At 60.4% G+C, this 23,109-nt stretch carries 19 protein-coding genes; 9 read left to right on the top strand and 10 right to left on the bottom strand.

What is annotated here, in order from left to right:
* Positions 1-116: 116 nt before the first annotated feature.
* Together ggt and ACMX25_RS34240 are read left to right on the top strand one after the other, a co-directional pair.
* Positions 117-1,856, top strand: a complete 1,740-nt coding sequence (ggt, locus tag ACMX25_RS34245; RefSeq protein ID WP_414954349.1) for a gamma-glutamyltransferase — start codon at positions 117-119, stop codon at positions 1,854-1,856.
* A 339-nt stretch (positions 1,857-2,195) separates the two neighbouring features.
* A complete protein-coding gene (locus ACMX25_RS34240) occupies positions 2,196-3,590 on the top strand; it encodes an NCS2 family permease (protein WP_414954324.1) in 1,395 nt (464 codons plus the stop codon).
* Positions 3,591-3,759: 169 nt separating this feature from the next.
* On the opposite strand, the gene ACMX25_RS34235 is transcribed toward ACMX25_RS34240, so the two are convergent.
* From ACMX25_RS34235 to ACMX25_RS34225, 3 genes are all read right to left on the bottom strand, one after another.
* The gene (locus tag ACMX25_RS34235; protein WP_213762224.1) at positions 3,760-3,909 is read right to left on the bottom strand and encodes a hypothetical protein; all 150 of its coding nucleotides are present in this window, start codon (positions 3,907-3,909) and stop codon (positions 3,760-3,762) included.
* Between the two features lie 248 nt (positions 3,910-4,157).
* Complete coding sequence (locus tag ACMX25_RS34230) at positions 4,158-5,249, bottom strand: calcium:cation antiporter (protein ID WP_414954323.1); 1,092 nt, start codon at positions 5,247-5,249, stop codon at positions 4,158-4,160.
* A 503-nt stretch (positions 5,250-5,752) separates the two neighbouring features.
* Positions 5,753-6,184, bottom strand: coding sequence for an OsmC family protein (locus tag ACMX25_RS34225; protein ID WP_414954322.1), 432 nt, complete (start codon positions 6,182-6,184; stop codon positions 5,753-5,755).
* 192 nt (positions 6,185-6,376) lie between these two features.
* Between ACMX25_RS34225 and ACMX25_RS34220 the strand changes: the two genes are divergently transcribed.
* A complete protein-coding gene (locus ACMX25_RS34220; protein ID WP_414954321.1) occupies positions 6,377-7,717 on the top strand; it encodes an NAD(P)/FAD-dependent oxidoreductase in 1,341 nt (446 codons plus the stop codon).
* Between the two features lie 227 nt (positions 7,718-7,944).
* Here ACMX25_RS34220 and ACMX25_RS34215 read toward each other — a convergent pair whose 3' ends face one another.
* Positions 7,945-8,163 carry a hypothetical protein gene (locus tag ACMX25_RS34215; RefSeq protein ID WP_158934984.1) on the bottom strand — a complete coding sequence of 73 codons (219 nt, stop codon included), beginning with the start codon at positions 8,161-8,163 and terminating at the stop codon, positions 7,945-7,947.
* Between the two features lie 150 nt (positions 8,164-8,313).
* Between ACMX25_RS34215 and ACMX25_RS34210 the strand changes: the two genes are divergently transcribed.
* Entirely contained in the window at positions 8,314-8,964 is a 651-nt protein-coding gene (locus tag ACMX25_RS34210; protein WP_414954320.1) for a DsbA family oxidoreductase, read from the top strand.
* Positions 8,965-8,994: 30 nt separating this feature from the next.
* On the opposite strand, the gene waaC is transcribed toward ACMX25_RS34210, so the two are convergent.
* Positions 8,995-10,005 (bottom strand): lipopolysaccharide heptosyltransferase I, encoded by a 1,011-nt coding sequence (gene waaC / locus ACMX25_RS34205; RefSeq protein WP_414954319.1) that lies wholly within the window; start codon positions 10,003-10,005, stop codon positions 8,995-8,997.
* A gap of 359 nt (positions 10,006-10,364) precedes the next feature.
* Positions 10,365-11,276, bottom strand: coding sequence for a KPN_02809 family neutral zinc metallopeptidase (gene ypfJ, locus ACMX25_RS34200; RefSeq protein ID WP_414954318.1), 912 nt, complete (start codon positions 11,274-11,276; stop codon positions 10,365-10,367).
* Positions 11,277-11,727: 451 nt separating this feature from the next.
* On the opposite strand from ypfJ, the gene ACMX25_RS34195 reads away from it, so the two are divergent.
* Genes ACMX25_RS34195 through ACMX25_RS34185 form a run of 3 tightly spaced genes read left to right on the top strand, consistent with a single transcriptional unit; the run spans position 11,728 to position 14,291 of the window.
* On the top strand, positions 11,728-13,140 hold the full coding sequence (locus ACMX25_RS34195; protein ID WP_414954317.1) for a cytochrome ubiquinol oxidase subunit I: 1,413 nt from the start codon (positions 11,728-11,730) through the stop codon (positions 13,138-13,140).
* A gap of 1 nt (position 13,141) precedes the next feature.
* A complete protein-coding gene (gene cydB, locus ACMX25_RS34190) occupies positions 13,142-14,143 on the top strand; it encodes a cytochrome d ubiquinol oxidase subunit II (protein ID WP_414954316.1) in 1,002 nt (333 codons plus the stop codon).
* A complete protein-coding gene (locus ACMX25_RS34185; protein ID WP_414954315.1) occupies positions 14,121-14,291 on the top strand; it encodes a hypothetical protein in 171 nt (56 codons plus the stop codon). Before cydB ends, ACMX25_RS34185 begins: the two co-directional genes overlap by 23 nt.
* A gap of 122 nt (positions 14,292-14,413) precedes the next feature.
* Here the strand turns inward: ACMX25_RS34185 and ACMX25_RS34180 are convergent, their stop codons facing one another.
* Both ACMX25_RS34180 and mnmH read right to left on the bottom strand, forming a co-directional pair.
* On the bottom strand, positions 14,414-15,469 hold the full coding sequence (locus ACMX25_RS34180; protein WP_414954314.1) for a permease: 1,056 nt from the start codon (positions 15,467-15,469) through the stop codon (positions 14,414-14,416).
* A 41-nt stretch (positions 15,470-15,510) separates the two neighbouring features.
* On the bottom strand, positions 15,511-16,602 hold the full coding sequence (gene mnmH / locus ACMX25_RS34175) for a tRNA 2-selenouridine(34) synthase MnmH (protein ID WP_414954313.1): 1,092 nt from the start codon (positions 16,600-16,602) through the stop codon (positions 15,511-15,513).
* A gap of 334 nt (positions 16,603-16,936) precedes the next feature.
* Here mnmH and ACMX25_RS34170 point away from each other — a divergent pair, with 334 nt between their 5' ends.
* The gene (locus tag ACMX25_RS34170; protein ID WP_414954312.1) at positions 16,937-18,316 is read left to right on the top strand and encodes an ethanolamine ammonia-lyase subunit EutB; all 1,380 of its coding nucleotides are present in this window, start codon (positions 16,937-16,939) and stop codon (positions 18,314-18,316) included.
* On the top strand, positions 18,316-19,122 hold the full coding sequence (eutC, locus tag ACMX25_RS34165) for an ethanolamine ammonia-lyase subunit EutC (RefSeq protein WP_414954311.1): 807 nt from the start codon (positions 18,316-18,318) through the stop codon (positions 19,120-19,122). The genes ACMX25_RS34170 and eutC overlap by 1 nt, the downstream gene beginning before the upstream one ends.
* Before the next feature lie 115 nt (positions 19,123-19,237).
* On the opposite strand, the gene ACMX25_RS34160 is transcribed toward eutC, so the two are convergent.
* Both ACMX25_RS34160 and ACMX25_RS34155 read right to left on the bottom strand, forming a co-directional pair.
* Positions 19,238-19,747, bottom strand: coding sequence for a fimbrial protein (locus ACMX25_RS34160; RefSeq protein ID WP_414954310.1), 510 nt, complete (start codon positions 19,745-19,747; stop codon positions 19,238-19,240).
* Positions 19,748-20,334: 587 nt separating this feature from the next.
* The gene (locus ACMX25_RS34155; RefSeq protein WP_414954309.1) at positions 20,335-23,013 is read right to left on the bottom strand and encodes a fimbria/pilus outer membrane usher protein; all 2,679 of its coding nucleotides are present in this window, start codon (positions 23,011-23,013) and stop codon (positions 20,335-20,337) included.
* Positions 23,014-23,109 lie beyond the last annotated feature (96 nt).

Genomic DNA, 23,109 nt, shown 5'->3' with positions numbered 1-23,109 from the left:
GCGACTCCGCCTAGGCCCTTCGCCCGAAAAGGCGACGGCGCAAGACTCGGGGCAAGACTCGGGGCAAGACTGTTACCCACGCGCGCACCCATTTTCAGGAGGATCCAAAGATGTCCATGAAGAAGTCCGTGAGTTCACTGCATCGGACACGTCCGTTCGCACTTGGAACGCTCGCTGCTGCAACATTTTCGCTCTCGCTCGGGTTTGTCGAAAGCACGCCCGCTTACGCAAAAGTCGCAGCCCAACCCGCAGTCCTGACGGCTTCAGCTGTAGCAGTCGCCGATAAGTTCGCAGCCGACGCCGCCGAACAGGTCCTCAAGGAAGGCGGCAATGCCGTCGATGCAGCCGTTGCGATCGCCTTCACGCTGGCGGTGACGTATCCGGAAGCGGGCAACCTGGGTGGCGGCGGTTTCATGACGCTCTACGTGGATCATCGTCCGTACTTCCTCGACTATCGTGAGCGCGCCCCGATTGCAGCCACGAAGAACATGTATCTCGACGACAAAGGCGAAGTCATCAAGGGCATGAGCCTGTACGGGTATCGCGCAGTCGGCGTGCCGGGCACGGTGTCGGGCATGTGGGAAGCACAGAAGCGCTTTGGCAAGCTGAAATGGAAACAGGTCGTCGCGCCCGCGATCAAGTACGCGCAAGACGGCTTTGAAGTCAGCGACCAGTTGCAGGAACGCAAGGACGCCGCATCGAAGGACTTCGCCGGCAAGACCAATTTCGACAGTTACTTCGGAACCCTGAATAAAAGCGTGAACTTCAAGCAGCCGGAACTGGCTGCCACGCTTCAACGTATCTCGGACAAGGGTGCGAAGGGTTTTTATGAAGGCCAGACGGCGGACTTGATCTCGACGGCCATGGCGGGTCACGGCTTGATCACGTCGCAGGACCTGAAGGAATACAAGGCGGTCTGGCGGCAGCCGGTGCTCGCGAGCTGGAACGGTTATAGAGTCATCACCGCGCCGCCGCCGAGTTCCGGCGGTATCGGTCTTGTTCAGTTGCTGAAGATGAAGGCCGACCTCAAGGACAAATATGCCAACGTCCCGCTCAATTCCGCGCAATACATTCACCTGACCGCGGAAATTGAGAAGCGCGTGTTCGCGGATCGCGCCCAGTATCTTGGCGACCCTGACTTCTACAAGGTGCCGGTCGCGCAACTGATCGACGATGACTACATCCTGAAGCGCGCGTCCGAGGTCAATCCCGACACGCCGTCGGATACCAAGAGCGTCGTTCCGGGCCTGGGCACGACGATGCCTGAAAAAGCAGAAACCACGCACTTCTCGGTCGTCGACAAGTGGGGCAACGCGGTATCGAATACGTACACCATCAACGGCTATTTTGGCTCGGGCGTGGTGGTGGACGGCACGGGTGTCGTGCTGAACGACGAGATGGACGACTTCTCCTCGAAGCCGGGCGTGGCGAACATGTTCGGCGTCGTAGGCAGCGACGCCAACGCCATCGAACCGCGCAAGCGCCCGCTTTCCTCGATGACACCGACCATCCTCACGAAGGACGATCAGGTTGCGATGGTGATCGGGACGCCGGGCGGTTCGCGTATCTTTACATCGATCTTTCAGGTGATCAGCAACGTCTACGACTTCTCCATGCCCTTGCCCGACGCCGTGGCAGCGATGCGCTTTCATCACCAGTTGCTGCCGCCGAACACGATCTTCTGGGAGCCGTACAAACCCATTGACGGCGATCTCGCGAAGGAACTCGAAGCGAAGGGCTATACGCTCGCAAAACAGGGCTTCAATGGCGATATCCAGGTCATCAAGATCGATGACAAGACGCCAGAACCGGTCGCCGATCCGCGTGGTCGCGGCGTGACGCGCGTGATCCAGTAACGGGTCGAATCAGCGCACCAGCTTCAAGGTCAGTTCCAGTTGGACAAAAGGGCCAGGGTCATTCGAGACCTGGCCCTTTTGCATTTACTCCGTATGCGCGTTCCGCTAAAGCCGACCTGAAACGGACCTTATAAGGATCGCGGCATGACTGGAATCCCATTTTTGAGATTGGAGGCGGCTTAATGTTGCCCTAGTCTCTGTGCTGGCCCCAGTCCAATGCGTTGGCTCCCGCCAACACAACAAATAAACCTATCGAGACGACCCTGAAGACGGCGTGCCCCGGTCTGTCAACGACCGCCGGCCCGCTTGTTTCAGCCTGCTGATAAAGGAGAACAGCTCATGATGGAACCCCACGCCCAGCCGCTTGGCGGCATCGACATCCAGGATGACGCACCCGCGTCCCAATCAAGTGGATTGATCGACCGATACTTTCAAATCAGTGCGCGCGGCAGTACGCAGCGGCGCGAAATCATTGCCGGAGTGACTACTTTCCTGGCGATGGTTTATTCCGTGTTCGTCGTCCCGGCCATGCTCGGCAAGGCCGGCTTCGACACCCGCGCCGTCTTCGTGGCGGTCTGCCTGACAACCGCGTTCGGCTCGCTCTTGATGGGCATCTGGGCGCGCCTGCCGATTGCGATCGGCTGTGCAATCTCGCTCACCGCGTTCACCGCGTTCGGGCTGGTACTAGGCAAAGGGCTCTCGCCGGCGGTCGCGCTCGGCGCTGTGTTCCTGATGGGCGTCACCTTCACGGCGATCTCCGTCACGGGCGTGCGCTCGTGGATCCTGCGTAATCTTCCGGCAGGCGTGGCACATGGGACGGGGATCGGTATCGGCTTGTTCTTGCTGCTGATTGCATCGAACGATGTTGGCCTGATCGTCAAGAATCCGGGCGCGGGTTTGCCTGTTTCGCTTGGCCATATCACGGCGTTTCCCGTCTTGATGTCGATCCTCGGACTCGCTGCGATCATCGGGCTGGAACGCCGGCGCGTACCGGGAGGCATCTTGCTGGTGGTGGTCGGGCTGTCGGCGTTGGGACTCGCCTTCGATCCCGCCGTCCGTTTTACCGGCGTGTTCGCATGGCCCGCGCTGAGCGCGCCTGGACATGCATCGCTGATCGGGGCCATGGACATTCGCGGCGCGCTGTCGCTGGCCGTGTTGCCTAGTGTGTTCGCGCTGGTGATGACCGCCGTCTTCGATGCCACGGGCACGATTCGCGCGGTTGCGGGACAAGCCGGTCAGATCGACGATAAAGGCCGGATTGTGAACGGCGGCCGTGCGTTGACGGCGGACTCGGTCAGCTCGATTGTCGCTGCTTGCCTGGGCGGTGCGCCGGCTGCGGCTTATATTGAATCGACGGTGGGCGTGGCAGCGGGTGCGAAGTCGGGCCTGGCGGCAGCGACCGTTGGCGTGATGTTCCTGCTGGTGATGTTCTTCTCGCCGCTCGCTGGGCTCGTGCCTTCTTACGCTACGGCGCCGGCCCTGATGTATGTCGGCCTGCTGATGCTCGCCAGCGTGAGCAAGCTTCACATGGACGACCTTGTCGACACCATGTCGGGTCTCGTCTGCGCCGTATTCATCGTGCTGTCGGCGAATATTGTGACCGGCATCATGCTCGGCTTCTGCACGCTCGTGATCGGGCGCGTGGTAGCCGGCGAATACAAGAAGCTGAACGTTGGAACGGTGGTGATTGCCGCAGTGCTTGCCGTGTTTTATCTCGGCGGCTGGGCAATCTGACCTGACGGCTGACGCGCATTTAGCACAGTCAGCTTTCTGCTGCCATAGGTTGCCGGCGATTTTCCCGGCAACCTTTTTCACTTCTGCCAGATCGCCTGATCGACTCTCGAGAGCGATGAAACGGCTCAATCGGTATGTCGACTCAACGGCTGGTCAACCTGCAGCCGATTTACTTCCGGCGATACGCTTCAGCCAGCACTGCGCAGTTTTGCAGATGCAGGTTCAGCGCGTGAGCGGCTTCGCGGCGAACGACGGCCTTGGCCTTGCGGAACCAGGAACCGAACGAAACGACGAGCGAACTTTGAGCAGTGGTTTTCATGAGAGCACCTCAGCGAAGCTAGGGATTACCCGTTAGGGAATACCCTTATTATACGCATTCGATGCTGCATTGCAAAAAGATTTTTGAGATCGACGGCGTCGCGAAGCGCCAAGCGAAGCGTGAACGCAACAACGCGTCCTTTCGGGCCTGAATTGCCCCCTTTCATCGTTGCAACCGCCGATTCCAGGCCCCAACAACGCGCGCGGGACCACTTACTGGGCGCGCGCCTAACGAGATCGCGGATCGGCTCAAGGCACGACCGACAGGAACAAGAACGTCGCGAAAATGACCAGGTGAACCACGCCTTGAAGCAGCGTCGAGCGCCCGGTTCCAAGCGTCAAGACGCTCACGATCAAGGTCAGTGCGAGCAAGACGATTTCCTTCGGCCCCAGACCCAGCGCAATCGGCTGGCTGATTGCCAGCGATACCATCGCCACGGCCGGAATGGTCAGCCCAATGCTCGCCAGCGCCGACCCAAGCGCCAGGTTCAAGCTCGTCTGCAAGCGGTTAAGCCGTGCCGCGCGAATTGCGGCGACGCCTTCTGGCAACAGTACCAGCGCAGCGATCACGACACCCACCACCGCTTCAGGCGCGCCCGCACGGGCAACGCCGGCTTCGACCGCTGGCGAAAGCAATTTCGCCAGCCCGACCACCGAAATCAGCGACAGCAGCAGCAAACCGCCAGCGGCCAGCGCATATCCGTTGGTTGGCAGCGGCGCGTGAACATCGTCGGATTCGCCTTTGTTCGGATCGAGTGCAGGCACGGGCGGCAGGAAATAGTCGCGATGGCGCACCGTCTGCACAAACACGAACACCACATAAAGCACGAGCGACGTCACGCCCACGAACACCAGTTGCGACGTCGACAGCCCCGGCCCGATCACCGTGCTGGTGAAATCCGGCAAAACCATGGTCAGGACCGACAGTGCACAGAGAACCGCGAGCGTCGCGCTTGCACCCTGCAACTGGAAATTCTGCTCGTGATGGCGCATGCCGCCCACGAGCAGGCACAGCCCGACAATCCCATTGCACACGATCATGATCGTGGCGAACACCGTGTCGCGCGGCAACGCTGCTTTATCCGGACCGCCAGTCAGCATGACGGAGACAATCAACGCTACTTCGATCACCGTGACCGCGATCGCGAGCACCAGCGTGCCAAACGGCTCGCCAACGCGATGCGCCACCACTTCAGCGTGATGGATCGCAGCGAATACGGCGAACGCGAGAGCGATGGCGGAGAGTATCAACAGGAAGCCGTTCGGCATGGCGAACGTCAGTCCGAGGATGACAAGTGCGGCAAATGGCGCGATGCACGTCCAGTCCAGCTTGAATTTCATCGATGCTCCAGGGCGGTGCTGCGTGTGGATCGAAACGTCAGGAAGGTTGATCGGATCCAGTTTTCAGTCCGGCCCGATTACTTGAACTGCCGTCAGATTACAGGTTCTTGGCCCGCGCGGCCCGTTGCAGGGCGAGCTCAGGGCTTGATTAGGCCTTGCTTGGGGCTTGCTTGGGGCTTGCAACAACCGCCTGAAGATGCATTACCGGCTGCGCTCAGCGTTCCTGCTTCCGAAACGTTGGGGAACCGTAAACCGTTACGCATTAGTGAGTTGGCGACTGCTCACGCACGTTGTCCACATGGCTATCCACAAAAAATGTGGATAAGTCGCCCTTCGGATTTTAATCGCTGGCGTGTGTCAGATGACTATGCGCGAGGTAGATCTGAAAGGCCGTGAGATAACCAACGGCCCCAAAACTCCGCGCACAAAAGAAAGGGCGCGGCCCGTTTCGCGGCCACGCCCTAGAGTTGCTCAGTCACTCAGTCAGTCTGTTAAAACCAGACTCACTCGATGAATTCCGTGTTCAACGTAATCTTCGCGTTTCCAGCGAACAGCTTTGACACCGGGCAACCCTCTTTCGCCGCGCTGGCGAGCTTCTCGAAGGTGGCTTTGTCGGTGCCGGGCACCTTCCCCTTCAAATCCAGATGACAGGCGGTGATGGAGAACCCTTCGCCGTCCTTGTCCAGCGTCACGGTAGACTTCGTCTCCAGGCTTTCGGCCGTGAGCCCCGCCTGCGTGAGCTGCAGGGACAGCGCCATCGTGAAACATCCTGAATGCGCCGCGCCGATCAGCTCTTCCGGATTCGTTCCGGGACCGCCTTCGAAACGAGCCGCGAAGCCATAAGGCGCGTCTTTCAGCACACCGGTTTGCGTCGAAATGTAACCTTTACCGTCCTTGATGCCACCACTCCATTTTGCCGATGCTGTCTTTTGCACGAGTGTTCTCCAGAAAGTCAGGGTGGATATGCCGCGCGAACCAGCCGCAGCATGGAATCGACCGCCAAGCCGGCTGACATGGGCTGTCGGCTTTGACGCGCCATCGGAGTGAAGAGAAGCACACAGGATGCCCGAAAGCACCGCGGGTGTGTTGCCGGATCCGTTCCGGTGCGCCCCCTTAAAGGAGGATAGATGGGTCCGCAAGTCGTTGAAGTCTCTGAAGATCGTGATTTACCCGAGCGCGTCGATGTTGTTGTTATCGGCGGCGGCATTATTGGCGTGAGCACAGCCCTCTATCTCGCCGCGAAGGGCCTCTCGGTAGCGGTCTGCGAAAAAGGCGCGATTGCCGGCGAGCAATCGAGCCGTAACTGGGGCTGGTGCCGCGCGACGCATCGCGACTTGCGCGAACTGGAACTCAGTATCGAAAGCCTCAAGCTGTGGCGCGAGCTGGACCGGACGCTCGGCATTGACACGGGGTTCCGGCAATGCGGCATCCTCTATGCCGCCGACGACCCCAAGTCCCTCGCCGATCACGAAAGCTGGCTGGCGCGCGCCGTGAGCCTGGTAGGCCGTGAGGGTATCGATTCCCGTATCACGTCGCGCGACGAGACCGCCGCGTTGATGCCGGGCGTCGCGCGCGCGTTTCCTGGCGGCATCTACACGGCTTCCGACGGCCGCGCGGAGCCACAGCGCGCGGCACCGGCCATCGTCCACGCGCTGCGTGCCAAGGGCGTGAAGGTTCTAACGCCGTGCGCGGTGCGCGGCATCGAAACAAGTGCTGGCGCGGTCAGTGGCGTTGTGACCGAACATGGCATGATCCGCTGCTCGAGCGTGGTGGTTGCGGGCGGTGCGTGGACACGTTTGTTCGCGGGTAGCGTTGGCGTCGACGTGCCGCAGTTGAGCGTGAGGTCGTCGGTGATGCGCACGGAACCGGTCGATGGCGGCCCTGAGGTCAGTGCTTGCAACCAGACCGTTGGATACCGCAAGCGGCTGGATGGCGGCTACACGATCGCGAATGCGTTTCGCAGCGTGGCCGAGATCACGCCCGACAGCTTCCGGCTATTTCGGCACTATCTGCCGGCGCTGAAAAGCCAGTTCAGGTCGATGGATTTTGCTTTCGGTGAACGCTTTTTCGAGGCATTGCGCCAGCCGCGGACATGGCGGCTCGATCAGCCAACCGTGTTTGAAACCGTTCGCACGCTCGATCCGGCGCCCACGCAAACATTCAACGATGTCGCCATCAACGCATTCCGTGCCCTCTTTCCCGCGCTTGGCGACGTGAAAGTGGCGCAGGCATGGGCGGGTTATATCGATGTCACGCCGGATGCCGTGCCGGTGATTTCGGCCGCGCAACAGGTTCCGGGCATGTTCATCGCCACGGGATTTTCGGGTCACGGATTCGGGATCGGGCCGGGTGCGGGGAAGCTGATGGCCGACATCGTCGCGAACGACAAGCCGTTGGTAGATCCACAAGCATTCCGGCTAAGCCGCTTCAGCGACGGCACGAAGATCGAACTGGATGGCGGGTTTTAATCGCGCAAAGCGCAGGAATGCAATCGCGCGTAGGCGTTTGGCGCAGAACGTGGATTGTTGTAGCGGATCGAGCTTACGCTCTGAATTGATGGTGGCGGCGTGGTCGCCAATTGGAACGTCTCGATGCGCATCGGTCCACGTTGTATGTGCACAGGACCTCTTGCAAGACGGTACAGCGTATCGTCAACTGCCAGCTCCGAGCGGTCGCTCGAAGCCGCTTCAAACCATTACTTGCCGCTGATCACGCGACGTGCTTCGATCTCTGCGAGTTCAAGCGCAGCCTGCTCGGTTTTCACCGGACGTCCACATCCGCGTCCAATTGTCTGCCCGATGGGCCCGTTTACGTGTTCCGTAACAACACGGATATAACCCTTGAACATTGCGCCCGGTGCCGGCATTACGAGTGCCTCGACGGTCTTGTTACCCTTCGTTTCTTTGAATGCCATTGAGGCCCCCTGTTTAATAGTGGGCGGATCCTATCACGAACGAGTGTCCGATCCTTTTCGGCGGCATCCGATGCGGACAGAGAGAAAGTCGAATGCGGGGTAGAATTTCGCACTGAATTTCGCTGAATACGAATCCTAAACGAGCCTTATATGACAAGCGCCAAGCTGTACCTCGACGTGTGGTCCGATTTCGTCTGCCCATTCTGCTATCTGGAAGTGCCGGTGATCGAGCAGTTTCAGAATGCTTTTGGCGACGCCGTCGAAGTGCGCTGGCACGCGTTCGAACTGCGCCCCGAACCTACGGCGTTAATCGATCCGGATAGCGACCTTCTGCACGAGACCTGGGAAAACTCCGTTTATCCGATGGCCAACGAACGCGGTTTGCTGTTGCGCCTTCCGCCGGTTCAACCGCGCAGCCGCAAGGCATTCGAGACCGCATTTTTCGCGCGTGAATCGGGTCGCTTCGACGTCGTGCATCGTGCGATCTTCAAGGCATATTTCGAGGATGGCATCGATATCGGCGACACGGATGCGCTGCTGGATATTGCCGCCACGTGCGGCATCGATCCGGAATCGCTGGAAGAGGCGTTGCTCGGCGACGAGCTCACCGACGCGGTTATCGAAGACGAAGAGTTCGCGACCAAGCTCGGTGTGACCGGCGTGCCGTTCTGCGTGTTGTCGCGCGACGGCGTGGGCACCGAGGAACCGCCGCCGCCCATCGCATTGCGCGGCGCGGCGCCTATCGAACACTTCGAGGCGGCAGTCCAGCGCCTTTTCCCGGATGGGTTTCCGGGCGCTTGAGCATGTTTTAAGCGGCCCTTGCAGGTCGAATCAGGACACGATTCCCGTCGCGACATCGCGCGCGGCGGGCGCCGGCGATCCCGTCAACACGCCCTCTATTGCTTCCAGCACCGACGCCACATTCGGCGGCGCATGCTGGTCGCCGACCGAAATCGAATGCGTCGACGATCCAATGCCGAAATGCTCGCGCGACGTTGCCGTAAAGATCATCACCGTGGGCCGGCCCAGCGCATACGCCAGATGGACCAGGCCGGTGTCCATGCCCACAACGAGCGCCGACGCCTCGATGCACTGCGCGCACTCGGTCACGGTCAGCTTCGGCAAGACGATCGCGCCCGGCACAAGGGCCGCTATCTGCTCACCCTCCCGGCGCTCGCCTTCCGTTCCCCACGGCAGTGCGATTCGATAACCGCGCGCCGTCAGCGAACGCCCCGTCTCGGCCCAGCGGTCGATCGGCCACTTCTTTTCATCGGCTGATGTAGCGTGGAAAAGCATCGCGATGGGCGCGTCCTGCGGAAGCTGCAGCGGCGTGGCTGCCGGCGGCAAACGAAGATTGAAGTCAGGGGTTTCATCGAAGGTATAGCCGAGCGCGTCGGCCACGCTCACGCGCATGCCCCGCCACGCATCGGTTCTCGGTCGTGGCCCAAAGCGCTTGTTGTAGGCAAAGGCCGCGCCGAGCTCGCCAAGGTCCTTGTTCTTGTACCCATAACGCTGCCGCCCGCGAGCGATGAACGCAATGATCGCGCTCTTGTACACGCCATGGATATCGAGAATCACATCGTACTTTTCGGCCCGCAACTCTCCGATAGACGCAGCGATGTCTTTCAGATCAGCCCAGCTTCGCGCTTTCTTGAACTTGCGCAGCGGCGCGCTCAACACGCGGTTGACCGCCGGATTCCAGCGAATGATGTCGGCGAAAGCCGCGTCTGCCGCCCAGTCGATCTTGGCGGACGGAAATGCACGGCGAAGATCGGAGACAACCGGCTGCGTCTCTACGATATCGCCCAACGATGTCACCTTGACAATCAGGATTCGCTTCATGGGGATGCTATGGGACCTTTTGTTTCATCGGCACACTGATTCAGGCGGGAGCGCATAAGCCACAGTGCCGGACGGCTGGCTCGCTTGACCCGTAAAGGCTTCGACAGATCGAAAGCCGTTCGGATCATGAGCGATTTAATAGCCGGAATTCTATAAATTGGCGTAAAGCCGCGCTGTCAGTATTGGTAAGTTCTGCACTGCGCGTTCTGCCGGAATTATCCGTCGAATTAACGGTTTTCACTACTATTTCACGGTCTTTCATGAACAAGGCGCCGAACACGCCGGCGCCTTGATGTTGAAATCCGCATTAAAACCCGCGTTATCGACTGGCCGTGCAACTGGCCGCGAAATACCAAAACTCAGAGCGTTTTGGCACCAAACGTGTCGCACTGCCCGAGATCGCCTGTCGCCAGTCCACGATTCAACCAACGCTGCCGCTGCGCGCTCGTGCCATGTGTAAACGCCTCAGGAACCACGCGTCCTTGCGTCTCCTTCTGCAGCCGGTCGTCGCCTATGGCGCCCGCCGCATTCAGCCCTTCCTGGAAGTCACCGGGCTCGATCAGCTTCGCGTTGTTCTTTTGCGCCACGTTGGCCCAGACGCCCGCGAAACAATCGGCCTGCAACTCCACGCGCACCGACAACTGGTTGGCCTGTTCCCGCGACATCCGTTGCCGGGCGGCATCGACTTTATTCATGATGCCCAGCACGTTCTGCACATGGTGGCCAACTTCGTGCGCGATCACATAGGCCTGCGCAAAATCTCCACTCGCGCCGAAGCGATCGCGCAACTCCTGGTAGAACGATAAATCGATATACACCGTGCGGTCGTTCGGGCAGTAGAAAGGCCCCATGGCTGACTGCCCGGTGCCGCACGCGGTCGCGGTGCCGCCGGAGAAGAGGACGAGCTTGGGCGCCGGGTAATCCTGGCTGTAGCGGGTCCGGAAAATCTGCTGCCACGTGCGCTCGGTGTTGCCGAGCACCCGGCGCACGAACACTGCGTCTGTATCGTTCGCGCTTGCCTGGGGCTGAGTGCGCGGATCCATCTGCCGCTGCTGCGTTTGCGGCTGGCTGTATGAACCACCCTGCCCGGTGGAACCCCCGCCCAGGATCAGCATGGGATCGATACCGAAAAAGTACGCGGCCGCCAGCGCGATAACAATCGTGCCGATACCAATCGAGCGCCCTCCGCCGATGCGAAATCCGCCGCCCCCGCCGCCGGCCCCACGCCGGTCCTCCACATTGCGGCTCTCTGCTTCGTCGTCAAGACGCATGGTTTTCTCCCGTCACGGTGGTTGTTGGCTTTGCTGCAGAGCAGTTATTCCGGGCAGGAAAACGTCTGCGATGTTGTTCCGCCATGGTACCCGGCGCAGGCCAGCACGCCAGCGAAGAATCTCGCCAATAAAACGTCGCGCACGTAACGCATCTTGCGTCATCTCAATGCGGCCCGCCTTGTTTGATGCAGTGCGGTCGATTGTCGCGGAATTAACGCATCGGCATTTTCGGGCACTAATGAAATCGTTTTATAAAGTTACGTGTAAACAGTGAGTTACCGATCATTCATCTCAAAACTTGCGACATTTCCGCACATTCTCGCTTCCTTCCGCGCCGCAGCATTCATCTTAAAAACTAGCTTAGAGTCACTTCCGTCGTACTCAATCCAACCAACCAGCGCCCGCCCGCGAACTCGTTTCGAGTGCGCCCGCGACGGCTGCACGACCTGCCATGCATGCCACTCAGCAAGCGCTCGATCTAGCGCGTATCCAGTTCGCTTTCACGGTTTCTTTTCACATCGTTTTCCCGGCGCTCAGCATTGGACTGGCGAGTTTTATAGCCGTGCTCGAAGGCGCCTGGCTCAAGACCGGTAAGCCGGTCTACAAGGAGTTATGCCTGTTCTGGTCGAAGGTGTTCGCCGTCGCATTCGGCATGGGCGTGGTGTCCGGTGTCGTGATGAGCTACGAATTCGGCACCAACTGGGGAGGATTTTCTAGCTTTGCCGGCCCGATCACCGGTCCGCTTCTCGCCTATGAAGTGATGACCGCGTTTTTCCTGGAAGCGGGATTCCTCGGCATCATGCTGTTCGGCTGGAACAAGGTCGGACCGAAAGCGCACTTCGGCGCCACGCTGATGGTCGCCATCGGCACGCTGATCTCGACCTTCTGGATTCTCGCATCGAATAGCTGGATGCAGACGCCGCAGGGGTTTCGCATTGAAGGTGATCATGTTGTGCCGGTGAGCTGGTTCAAGATCATTTTCAACCCGTCGTTTCCGTACCGGCTTTCGCATATGGCAATCGCGGCGTTTATTGTCGCGGCGCTGGTGGTGGCGGCAACGGCTGCCTATCACTTGCTGAAGGGACGCAAGGATCCAGCCATCAGGAAGATGTTTTCGATGTCGCTCTGGCTGCTGCTCGTGCTCACTCCGCTTCAGGCTTTAGTCGGCGACCAGCACGGCCTCAACACACGCGAATATCAGCCGGCGAAGATCGCGGCTATTGAAGGCCTGTGGGACACCGAGAAAGGCGGCACTGCACTGAACCTCTTTGGCATCCCAGACATGGAAGCCGAAACCACGAAATACGCCGTGTCCGTTCCGCATCTGGGCAGCCTGATCCTGACGCATAGCTGGGACGGTGAAATCCGCGGCCTCAAGTCGTTTCCGAAAGAGGATCGGCCGAATTCAACCATCGTGTTCTGGACCTTCCGGATCATGGCCGGGCTCGGTGTCCTGATGATCCTGATGAGCGCTGCCGGCTTCGTACTACGAAGGAAAAACAAGCTCTTCGAATCGGAGATGTTCCAGCGCTTCGTGCTCGCGATGGGACCGACCGGCTTCATCTCGCTGCTCGCCGGTTGGGTAACGACCGAAGCGGGTCGCCAACCGTGGGTTGTCTACGGCGTGATGCGCACGGCGCAGGCTGTGTCGCCGGTCAGCGCGCAGCAAGTGGGCGTGACGCTGCTGATCTTCGTGATCGTCTACACGCTCGTGTTCGGTACCGGCATCTACTACTTGCTCAAGCTGCTTAAAACAGGTCCCGCGTTGCCCGGCACCATCACGCACGCACCGCGCATGGACGACGACAACCACACTGCGCGCCGGCCGCTGTCCGCGGCGACGCATTCAATCGAAGGAGCCTGAGATGGATTTGTCCTTAACGTGGGCCGCGATCATCGCGTTGGGCGTGCTGATGTATGTCGTGCTGGACGGCTTCGATCTTGGCATCGGCATCCTGTTTCCGTTTTTTCCCGAGGAGCGTGATCGCGACGTCATGATGAACACCGTCGCACCGGTCTGGGACGGTAACGAAACCTGGCTCGTGCTGGGCGGCGCGGGCCTGTTCGCGGCGTTCCCCATGATCTATTCGACCGTGCTGTCGGGGCTTTATCTGCCGTTGATGTTCATGCTGGTCTGCCTGATCTTTCGCGGCGTCACGTTCGAGATCCGCTCGAAGGCAACGCGCACGAAGCACATGTGGGATCTTGCGTTTATCGGCGGATCGGCGGGCGCGACGTTCTTCCAGGGCGTAACGCTGGGCGCGTTTCTCAATGGCATTCCGGTCGCGGACGGCCGTTTTTCCGGCGATGCCTTCACCTGGTTCACGCCCTTCAGCATGTTCACCGGACTCGCGCTGGTGGTCACCTATGCACTGCTCGGCTGCTGCTGGCTGATCGCGAAAACGGAAGGCGATTTGCAGCGACGGTTTTACCGCATTGTGTGGCCGCTGACGCTGCTGCAGCTTGGGACTATCGCGGTCGTCAGCATCTGGACGCCGCTGCAGGACGCGGGCATTGCCACGCGCTGGTTCGATACCCCCTGGTTCTATCGATTCCTGCCGGTGCCTGTGCTCGTGGTCGGCTGCGCGTGGCTGATGCGCCGGTCCATCCGTTCACGGCACGAAACGCGGCCGTTCATGATGGCGCTGGCGTTCGTGCTGCTCGGTTATAGCGGCCTGGTGGCGAGCATATCGCCCCATGCCATCTTCCCCGGCGTGACGCTCTGGGAACTCGCGGCTCCGCACTCTAGCCAGATGTTCACGCTCATTGGCGCGGCGGTGATCTTGCCCGTGATCATCGCGTACACGACGCTGGGTTACTGGGTTTTTCGCGGCAAGGTGCGCCATGGCGAACATCACTATCACTGAGACCGGTACAGAGACCGATATCAAACGCCGCAGGGGTGCGCGGCTCAGGAGCACGTTGTGGTTCGTCGCGCTCTGGTGTGTAGGCGTGGGCGGCGCGATGCTGCTTGCGCTGCCGTTCAAGCTGCTGATTCAGGCGGCTGCGCGTTAAAGCGTGGAAGAGGCAATCGGGTCAATCCGACCTCCCACTGACGCTCACGAAAAGAGGCCGGTTTCAACTCGCGTTGTAACCGGCCTCTCGTGTGTTGGACCTACGAGTTACATCACCGGCGGCTAGAACCCCAGCGCCACTGCAAGCAGCCCCGCAACGATCCCGAACGCCACCACCGCGAGGGCCACGAACGTCAGCACGCGCGGCGGAAAAGAACGGCCGAGCATGGCGACCGATGGCAAGCTGACCGGCGGCAGCGTCATCAGCAATGCGCCCGCGGGGCCGGCTGACATGCCGAGCGAGAGCATTGCCTGGATGATCGGCACTTCGCCCGCTGTCGGGATCACGAACAACGTGCCGGCAATAGCGAGACCCGCAATCCACAGCGCGCTATTGTCAATATTCGGACCAATATGCGGAAACAACCACGCCCGCGCCGCGCCGAGCACCAGCACGAGCACGATATATTCGGGCACAAGCCGGATCGTCATGCGTCCGAGAATGCGAATCCAGCGGGTGAACGCCGTGCCCGGATCTTCCGCTGTGACCAGCTTCGCCATCTCACTGCGTGACACTTCGGCTTCCTTCGGCGTCACCATCCGGTTCACGGCGTAACCCAGGCCGAACACCATCAGGATTCCCAGCGCGAGCCGCAGTCCCATCCATTGCCAGCCAAGCACGAAGCCCATGAAAATCAGCGTGGCCGGGTTCAGCACCGTGTTACCGAGCCAGAATGCGATAGCCGCTCCCGGCGCCGCCTGACGCGCCCGCAGGCCGGCCACGACCGGTGCCGCGCAGCAGGTGCACATCATGCCCGGCAGCGACATCAGGCCACCAGTCACCACGCTGCCAAAGCCGCTCTTGCCGAGCGCGCGCGCCACCCATTGCGGCGGAATCAGCGCCTGCACCGCCGAGCCGAGCAGGAGACCCAACACCATCGCCTGCCAGATTGCCTTGCCATAGGCGACGGCATAGTCGATAGCAGCCTGCCACGACGGCGCGGGCGCGCTCGCGGCGGTACCCATCACGATTGATTTACCGATGGAATGTTGACTGGCCGCCACGAAGGCGCGGTTGTAGTAAGGAAACCATTTGACGTAAAACAGGCCTACGACCGCGATCAGCAGGAACGTGACCCAGCCGAGCGTGACGCGTGGTTGTCGAAGAGTGGATTGCATGGTCTTGGGTAGCTTGTTTGTTGTACTGGAATGAAACGGCGTCAGGCCGACCCGATGGGCGGCTTTTCAGTCTGAACCTGCCGCGTGGTATCGAGCCGTGCCAGCAGCGCCCTTGCCTGCCCGACCACATCGGCGTCGTTCGGCCGGAACAGCATGTGCGTGGCGTACGGCAATTCGCTGAAATTCTGACGGCTGCTGCGTGAATAGGCCGGATCGTAATGCAGGTCGATCAGTTCGCGGGCCAGCTCAGCTTCTCGCCCCGCGTCAATCAACGCATGCCAGCCGCTCACCCGCTCGCGGCTATGCAGGCCGATCAGTCGCGACAGTTGCAGCTTGAACGATTCCGGATGTTGGAAAAGATGCGCGTAGTCATGCAGCAAGAACGCGGCGCGATCGTCGCGGCTTGCCTCGACCTCGACACATGCGCCGCGGTGAAACGACTCCAGCAGCGCCAAGGGCAAAGAGATCGCGCCGATCCGCCGGCTCTCCGCCTCGACGAACACCGGCCGGGCCGGATCGAAACCGCGTAGCGTGCAGACCAACAGCGTATCGAACCATTTCTGCGATGGCTGCTGCTCGCCCGGCAACGCACCGAGCAAGGAGCCGCGATGCGCCGCCAGTTGTTCCAGGTCCAGCGTCTGTGCACCAGCCTCGTGCAATGCGTGCAGCAGACGCGTTTTGCCGCTCCCGGTGGGGCCAGTGAGCACGATGTACCGGAACCGGGTGGGCAAATTATCGAGCGTATCGAGCGTTGAGCGCCGATAGGTTTTATACCCGCCTTCCAGCTGCCGCGCCTGCCAGCCGATCATGCTGAACACGGTGGTGACGGAACCGGACCGGGTACCGCCGCGCCAGCAATAAATCAGCGGGCGCCAGTTGCGCGGCCGGCCGGCAAAGGTCGTGTCGAGGTGCTGCGCGATATTGCGCGCGACCAGCGCCGCACCCACGCGGGACGCCTCGAACGGCGACACCTGCTTGTACATCGTACCGACCAGCACCCGCTCCTCATTGCTCAGCACGGGGGCATTGAGCGCGCCGGGGATATGATCGTCCGCGAATTCGAGCGGCGTGCGGACGTCGATGATCTCGTCGAAATCCGCCAGGCGATCGAGGGAAACAAGCAGGTTTTTCAAGGTGCGGCGCGCGAAAATGCCCGGATTGGGAAAGCGGGATTATCGCACGCGGGAAATCGGGCAACGGTGCGCCCGGGCGCGCGGCCCAGATCGGATATTCGGCAAGGACACTCCGTCTGATTCGTTTAAATTACCGCGTCCGCATTTTTGACCGTTAATTGTTTCGCCGCATACTTCGGGTTAACGCCCGGATCGACCGCGGGCGCCGATCGCCAGCGAAGGACGCGGCTCAACCCGCGCAAGACGCCTGCCGGATGCCAGATGCCGGATTCGTCGAGCCGGCCAGCGAGCGCGGAGTAAGTGCCTGGAGGGGCCTTGGAACAAGGATCACGCAATGAGCTATAACGAGACCATCGGTCTGCGGACTTACCGTTTCGACGACCTGAAGACGCTGCTGGCGAAAGCCAGCCCGCTGCGTTCCGGCGACCAGTTGGCAGGCGTGACAGCTCATACCGAAGAAGAACGCGTGGCGGCTAAGATGGCGCTGGCGCAAGTACCGTTGCGCGCCTTCCTCAACGAAGCCGTGATCCCCTACGAGATTGACGAGGTCACGCGTCTGATCGTCGACGATCATTCTTGCCAAGCTTTCGCCGAGATTTCGCACCTCACCGTGGGCGATTTCCGCAATTGGCTGCTCGCAGACACCACCGATTCCGGCGCGCTAAGCCGCGTGACGGCGGGACTGACACCGGAGATGGTCGCGGCCGTATCGAAGCTCATGCGCAACCAGGACCTGATCCTCGTCGCGAAAAAGCGGCCGGTCATCACGCGTTTTCGCAACACGATCGGCTTGCCCGGACATTTGTCGGTGCGCCTGCAGCCGAACCATCCGACCGACGACGTCAAGGGCATTGCCGCGTCAATGCTTGACGGCCTCATGTACGGCTGCGGCGACGCGATGATCGGTATCAATCCGGCATCGGATTCGTTGAGTGCGATCACGACGCTGCTCGTGATGATCGACGACTTCCGGCAACGCTATGAAGTCCCGACGCAATCATGCGTGCTCACGCATGTGACCAACACGATTGCTGCAATCGAGAAAGGTGCGCCCGTCGATCTCGTGTTCCAGTCGATTGCGGGTACCGAGAAAGCGAACAGCAGTTTTGGTGTCTCGCTGGCGCTGCTTCAGGAAGCGCATGAAGCGGGTTTGTCGCTAAAACGCGGCACCGTCGGCCGCGACCTGATGTATTTTGAAACTGGCCAAGGCAGCGAGTTGTCCGCCGACGCTCATCACGGTGTCGATCAGCAGACCTGCGAAGTCCGCGCTTACGCGGTCGCCCGCAAGTTCAGCCCGCTACTGGTCAACACGGTGGTCGGCTTCATCGGCCCCGAGTATTTGTACGATGGCCGGCAGATCATTCGCGCGGGACTGGAAGATCACTTCTGCGGCAAGCTGCTCGGCGTCCCCATGGGTTGCGACATCTGCTACACGAATCACGCTGAGGCCGATCAGGACGACATGGACAACCTGCTCACGCTGCTGGGCGTGGCCAATGTCAATTTCATCATGGGCATTCCCGGCTCCGATGACGTCATGCTGAACTATCAAAGCACGTCATTCCACGACGCGCTGTATGTTCGCAATGTGCTCGGCTTGCGGCGCGCGCCGGAGTTCGAAGCGTGGCTTGAGGCGATGCGAATTGCCGGTCCACAAGGCGCTTTGCTGAACCAGTCCGCATCACAACCGCTGCTCGAATGGATGAGTGCCTGATGGCCGATTTCTACGATCCTCCCTCTTCCGTCAGCACCAACCCATGGGACACGCTGCGTCGTTTCACCAACGCGCGCATTGCGTTAGGACGAGCGGGCAGCAGCCTGCCGACGGCGCCTCTGCTAGCGTTTAATCTTTCGCATGCGCAAGCCCGCGACGCCGTGCATCAACCGCTCGATGTGGCTGCGCTGCATGCATTGCTGAATGCCGCCGGTTTTGAAACGCTCGACGTGGAAAGCGCCGCGCCTGATCGCGAGCACTACTTGCGGCGACCTGACCTGGGACGAAAGCTGAACGACGAAAGTACCTCGCGAATGCATGATTACGCGGCCGCAGCGGCCGCGGCGTTCGATGTCCTGTTCGTGGTCGCCGATGGTTTGTCTGCCTACGCCGCTGCGCGTCATGCCTTGCCGCTGCTCGAGCGCATGCGCTCGAAGCTGGCGGGCCTGAACATCGGCCCGATCGTCGTCGCAAGGCAGGCGCGGGTCGCGCTCGGCGATGGTATTGGTGAGATTTTACGGGCGCGCATCGTGGTGATGCTGATTGGAGAACGGCCGGGTTTGAGTTCACCCGACAGCCTCGGCATCTACCTGACGTATGAACCGCGCATTGGTAAAAGCGATGCGGAGCGTAACTGTATTTCGAACGTGCGCCCCGAAGGTCTTGCCTACGATCCCGCAGCGTTCAAGCTGCATTACTTGCTGACTGAAGCAACGCGTCTGAAGCTAACGGGCGTGAAGCTCAAAGACGATAGCGACGCGTTGTTGCCTGCAGCGGAGGAATCGGGCTCGATGATGGATCGTTAAGGCGAAGGGCAGCGAGGCGGCGGTCATCGCACGCGGCGCATGCAGGGGCGTCGTTGCGCGATACCGTTGCTTCGCTCCACCGGCCTGGCGGATAGACCTTGTCGGCTTATATCATTCACTGATACGACATGGTGAAGGTCGCTTTTCCATTCACCGATCCGCTGCCGATCTTGCCAGTGCGGATGTATCGGGCCGTTAGCGGAACGCTAAGCACGCCGCCCGTGGTCGGCACGGGCATCAACACAAACTGACCCGGGTTTCCCGGTACCGACGAGTCAACACCGAAATTGACGGGCGTAGCGTTATAGAGAATTTGATAACCGATACCTTGCGCGGTCGAATCCGGACTGAGCGACAGCGTTGTCGTGGTATTCAAGGGCGTGCTTACGTCGGTTAGCGTTGTGTACACCTTGACGCCCGGGTCGCAATTCAGCCCTGTTGCCAGGCTCGTTTCACCATCGGTGGATCCGACCTTCGGTAATCGGTAGGTGTAGGTCTTCGGCATCGTTACGGCGATGGCCGGTGTCGTGACCGTGCAGGCGGCGACGGCGAATGTGCCGGTTGCCGAACCGGAAAACACGTTAGCCACAGCACCTTTGAGCGGAATGTATTGCCAAATACTCACTGCTGGAATTGTCGTAAGATTTCCAACCGCTGCATTGCCGACCTTTATGAAGTAAGCCGTGTAGTTCAAGCCAAACGTTTGTATCTCTCCGGTCGCTGACGCTTTCACCGTGCAGGAGATCGTTCGAGTTATTGTTAGTATTGGCGATGGCCAGCCTCCCGAACAAGGTGAGCAAGAGGTATTTGGTCCATTTCCGCGATGTATCGAACCGCAATGCCAGGAATATTCGTTTGATAGTAGTTAGTAAATCCAGGCACCTCTACGCCGGTAGGAGCGTTTGTATATACGCTCATCGAGTACGCGGTTACATCGGAGACGCAGCTGATTTGCACCAGTGTCGAGTAAGGCGGGCTTTGTGTGCCTATCGGGCGTCACGTGGAAACAGATTTGCCGTGACGGCTGGCGCATAGTTGGTGCCGCCCGCGATGGTACATAGAGTGGGGGCAGCATTTGCTGCAGTTACGCCGAACAGTAGCTGCAGCAGCAGAAATACAAGTAACGAGAGTTTCTTCAACATGGGATGAGTCTTCAAAAAGAGAATCGAGAGGCGGTTAGCCTGGCAATTCAGCCCCCACTATTCGCACACTTCAACGCTCCACATGCACAGGGATCGTTGCACCCGCCGTCGTACTTTTCGAAATCGCCATTTCACTTCCCAACACGCAATGCGACTGCAACGATAAATACCCGGGGTTATAAGCCTTCGCATCTTTCTTCGGCAGCGTATAAGCAATCCGGCATTGCTCCACCGGACCGCTGCCCCATTTCACCGTCAGCGCGCCCTGTTCCTCGAGACCGCGTGCAAATATTCCGCTGTCCTGACCGACCACGCCAACGCTCCTGCCTTGTTCGTCTTCCACACTCGCTCCAAAGGGTAACGATCCACCACCCAGTTTCGGCGCCTGAATCAGTGCCGCCCGGCCACTCACCGTCTCGTACTTCATCATCACGATAGAACCCGCGTGCGGCGCCACTTGCGCTGACGTCGATTTAAATTCAACGTCAGTGGACGTGCCCTTCGGGTCAAGATCCACCTCGTTCATGCTGTACGGCGACAAGTAAGGTATCACCGCGTAACCGCGCGAATCAACCTTCGTTCCCGGTGAACTCGTCACCATTGCACCCGCCGCATCAGGCGCCTCCACAATGCCGATCGTGTCACCCACCGTCTGCGATAACGTCACCCCGCCCGGGTGCGCCACCACGGATCCTTGCACGCCCGCCGACACTTGACGCGTCCCCGCGCCGCCACTCGCCGATGCATTCAACGTCGCGTAAGGCGCACGATATGTCGCGCTCACCCCCGCGTTGCCGTTATTCGCCGACGTGCCGCCCGCGTTATACGTGCCATAGCCGTTGTACGAGAACTGGTTTGTTTCACCCAGCGAACCACTCACATTTGCCTGCATGTCGCTCGCGCCGTCGGAGGTGTGCGAGGCGTTGGTGGTCAGCATCGGCGCATGCGCCTTATGACCCAGCGGAATGGTCGTGCTCAGCATGAAGTCGTTCGATAACTGCCCGTCCATCGAGCGCGTGCGCCCAGCCGTCAAGCTGTACGTTCCGTACTTGAACGCGTTGGTGTAGCCCGCCTGGAACAGCGTGTCGTTGCCGCCCCGGTTCCAGTAGTTCTGCGACGAGCCCGTCACGAACATCGTGCCGTGATCCCCCAGCTTCTGGTTCACCGACACCTGCATGCGGTTACGTTGCCGGTAAATCGAGTTGATATCGCCACCGTGCTCCGCCATATCGCGCACCGTCGCCGCATCGCTCAGGTTCATGTAGCCCGCCGTCGAGAAACGATACGCCGCCACCGATATATTCGTGTCGGTCGCCGCGATGAACTTGCTGTAACCCACGCGCAAGCTCGTGCCGTGCATCGACTGCGCATTCGGCACGCTCGTGAACGCACCCGTCACGTCCATCGAGAAGGCACCGACTCCCGTGTTCAACGCACCACCCACGTTCAACGCACCATAACCACTCGATGCCACCACGCCGCCGTACGCGGTGACCGCGTTGGTGAGACCCCGCTGAATCGTGAACTGAGCGAAGACGGGCTTCGTATCGAGTGAATCGTTGCGCAACTGGCCAGCGGTTGCGCTGAAACGCGTGACACCCGGACGCAGCAATTGCGCCACCGATGCAAACGGCACCGTGAACTCCTTGCTGCGGCCATCGGCTTCGGTGACCGTGACGACGAGGTCGCCGCCGTAACCCGTCGAATACAGGTCGTTGATTTCAAACGGCCCGGGCGCAACGTTCGTTTCCTGCAACACCTGGCCGTTCTGGCGAATCGTCACGCGTGCGTTCGTTTCCGCCGTGCCGCGCACGACCGGCGCGTAACCGCGCATCGATTCAGGCAGCATGCGGTCGTCGGTCGCCAGTTGCACGCCGCGAAACGACACGCCGTCGAAGATCTCGCCGGTCGTGTTCGCATCGCCCACGGTCAGTTGCGAGCCCAGCTTGGTGATATCGCGCTGCGCGTAGGTCGCGATGTTGTCGAACTGGGTCTTCTGACCCGTGCCCGCTGACACCGACGATTGATGGCGCAGATGCCACGCGCCAATGTTCACGCCCGCGCTCAAGCCCAGGTAGCTTTGGCTCGAGCCCACGCCCGAACCTTCCGTGTGATACGTGTTCGCGTTGTAGCTGATAAAGCCACCGTTGACGCCCCGGTCCCACTGTTCGGGCGGCACGTAGCCACGTGCCGAGTTCTTCATGAACGCCTGCGGCACGCTCAGTTCAAGCGTCTGCTGCGTGAAGTCGAAATCGACTGTCGCGCCCGGCACGATAGTGCCGATTTCTTCGCAGGTTTCGGCGTGGGCAGCAGCCGTTGCAGCGCTACGTCCGGCGGCAGCATCAGCCTTCGTCAGATCCACCCCGGCGCGTTGCAACAGCGCGCGGCTGAAACACGGCTTTGAGCCCAGCTTGCCGTCAGGCGAAGCAAAGCGGATGTCTTCACGCGCCAGACGCGCTCCATTCACGATCAGGTCCACCGGATACGTGCCCGGCGTCACCGCGTTGCCGCGCGTGAAACGGCTGGTATCGACTGCACTGCCCGCGTCTCCGCGCAAATACGTGTTGTCGAAGCTGACTTCATCGACGGCGCCGGTCTGCGTTTGCGGCGTAATCGCGACATCGGCCACGGCTTGAGAGATTGCACCGCACGCCATCATCGAGAAAGCGATCGCGGCAAGCGGCTTCAGGCGCAGCCGGAATGCGACCGGGTACTGAGCATTGAATGCGGTTTGAGCAGCGTGTTTCATGATTCAGCCTGCGATGATTGGGTCAATTCAGACGCGAGTTGACCCATCGGGCTGTTCGGAACAGTCCGCTCGGTAAAACGCGTGTTGAGTGTTGGG

Source organism: Caballeronia eucalypticola (assembly GCF_047608185.1).
GTDB lineage: Bacteria > Pseudomonadota > Gammaproteobacteria > Burkholderiales > Burkholderiaceae > Caballeronia.
Note: the sequence above shows the minus strand (reverse complement) of the source record. Positions and strands in the feature narration are given on the sequence as shown.

What these genes read in the sequence shown, in the direction of transcription:
- ggt (WP_414954349.1), top strand. Translation starts at nt 117, where the DNA reads ATGAAGAAGTCCGTGAGTTCACTGCATCGGACACGTCCGTTCGCACTT.
- ACMX25_RS34240 (WP_414954324.1), top strand. Translation starts at nt 2,196, where the DNA reads ATGATGGAACCCCACGCCCAGCCGCTTGGCGGCATCGACATCCAGGAT.
- ACMX25_RS34235 (WP_213762224.1), bottom strand. Translation starts at nt 3,909, where the DNA reads ATGAAAACCACTGCTCAAAGTTCGCTCGTCGTTTCGTTCGGTTCCTGG.
- ACMX25_RS34230 (WP_414954323.1), bottom strand. Translation starts at nt 5,249, where the DNA reads ATGAAATTCAAGCTGGACTGGACGTGCATCGCGCCATTTGCCGCACTT.
- ACMX25_RS34220 (WP_414954321.1), top strand. Translation starts at nt 6,377, where the DNA reads ATGGGTCCGCAAGTCGTTGAAGTCTCTGAAGATCGTGATTTACCCGAG.
- ACMX25_RS34215 (WP_158934984.1), bottom strand. Translation starts at nt 8,163, where the DNA reads ATGGCATTCAAAGAAACGAAGGGTAACAAGACCGTCGAGGCACTCGTA.
- ACMX25_RS34210 (WP_414954320.1), top strand. Translation starts at nt 8,314, where the DNA reads ATGACAAGCGCCAAGCTGTACCTCGACGTGTGGTCCGATTTCGTCTGC.
- waaC (WP_414954319.1), bottom strand. Translation starts at nt 10,005, where the DNA reads ATGAAGCGAATCCTGATTGTCAAGGTGACATCGTTGGGCGATATCGTA.
- ypfJ (WP_414954318.1), bottom strand. Translation starts at nt 11,276, where the DNA reads ATGCGTCTTGACGACGAAGCAGAGAGCCGCAATGTGGAGGACCGGCGT.
- ACMX25_RS34195 (WP_414954317.1), top strand. Translation starts at nt 11,728, where the DNA reads ATGCATGCCACTCAGCAAGCGCTCGATCTAGCGCGTATCCAGTTCGCT.
- cydB (WP_414954316.1), top strand. Translation starts at nt 13,142, where the DNA reads ATGGATTTGTCCTTAACGTGGGCCGCGATCATCGCGTTGGGCGTGCTG.
- ACMX25_RS34185 (WP_414954315.1), top strand. Translation starts at nt 14,121, where the DNA reads ATGGCGAACATCACTATCACTGAGACCGGTACAGAGACCGATATCAAA.
- ACMX25_RS34180 (WP_414954314.1), bottom strand. Translation starts at nt 15,469, where the DNA reads ATGCAATCCACTCTTCGACAACCACGCGTCACGCTCGGCTGGGTCACG.
- ACMX25_RS34170 (WP_414954312.1), top strand. Translation starts at nt 16,937, where the DNA reads ATGAGCTATAACGAGACCATCGGTCTGCGGACTTACCGTTTCGACGAC.
- eutC (WP_414954311.1), top strand. Translation starts at nt 18,316, where the DNA reads ATGGCCGATTTCTACGATCCTCCCTCTTCCGTCAGCACCAACCCATGG.
- ACMX25_RS34155 (WP_414954309.1), bottom strand. Translation starts at nt 23,013, where the DNA reads ATGAAACACGCTGCTCAAACCGCATTCAATGCTCAGTACCCGGTCGCA.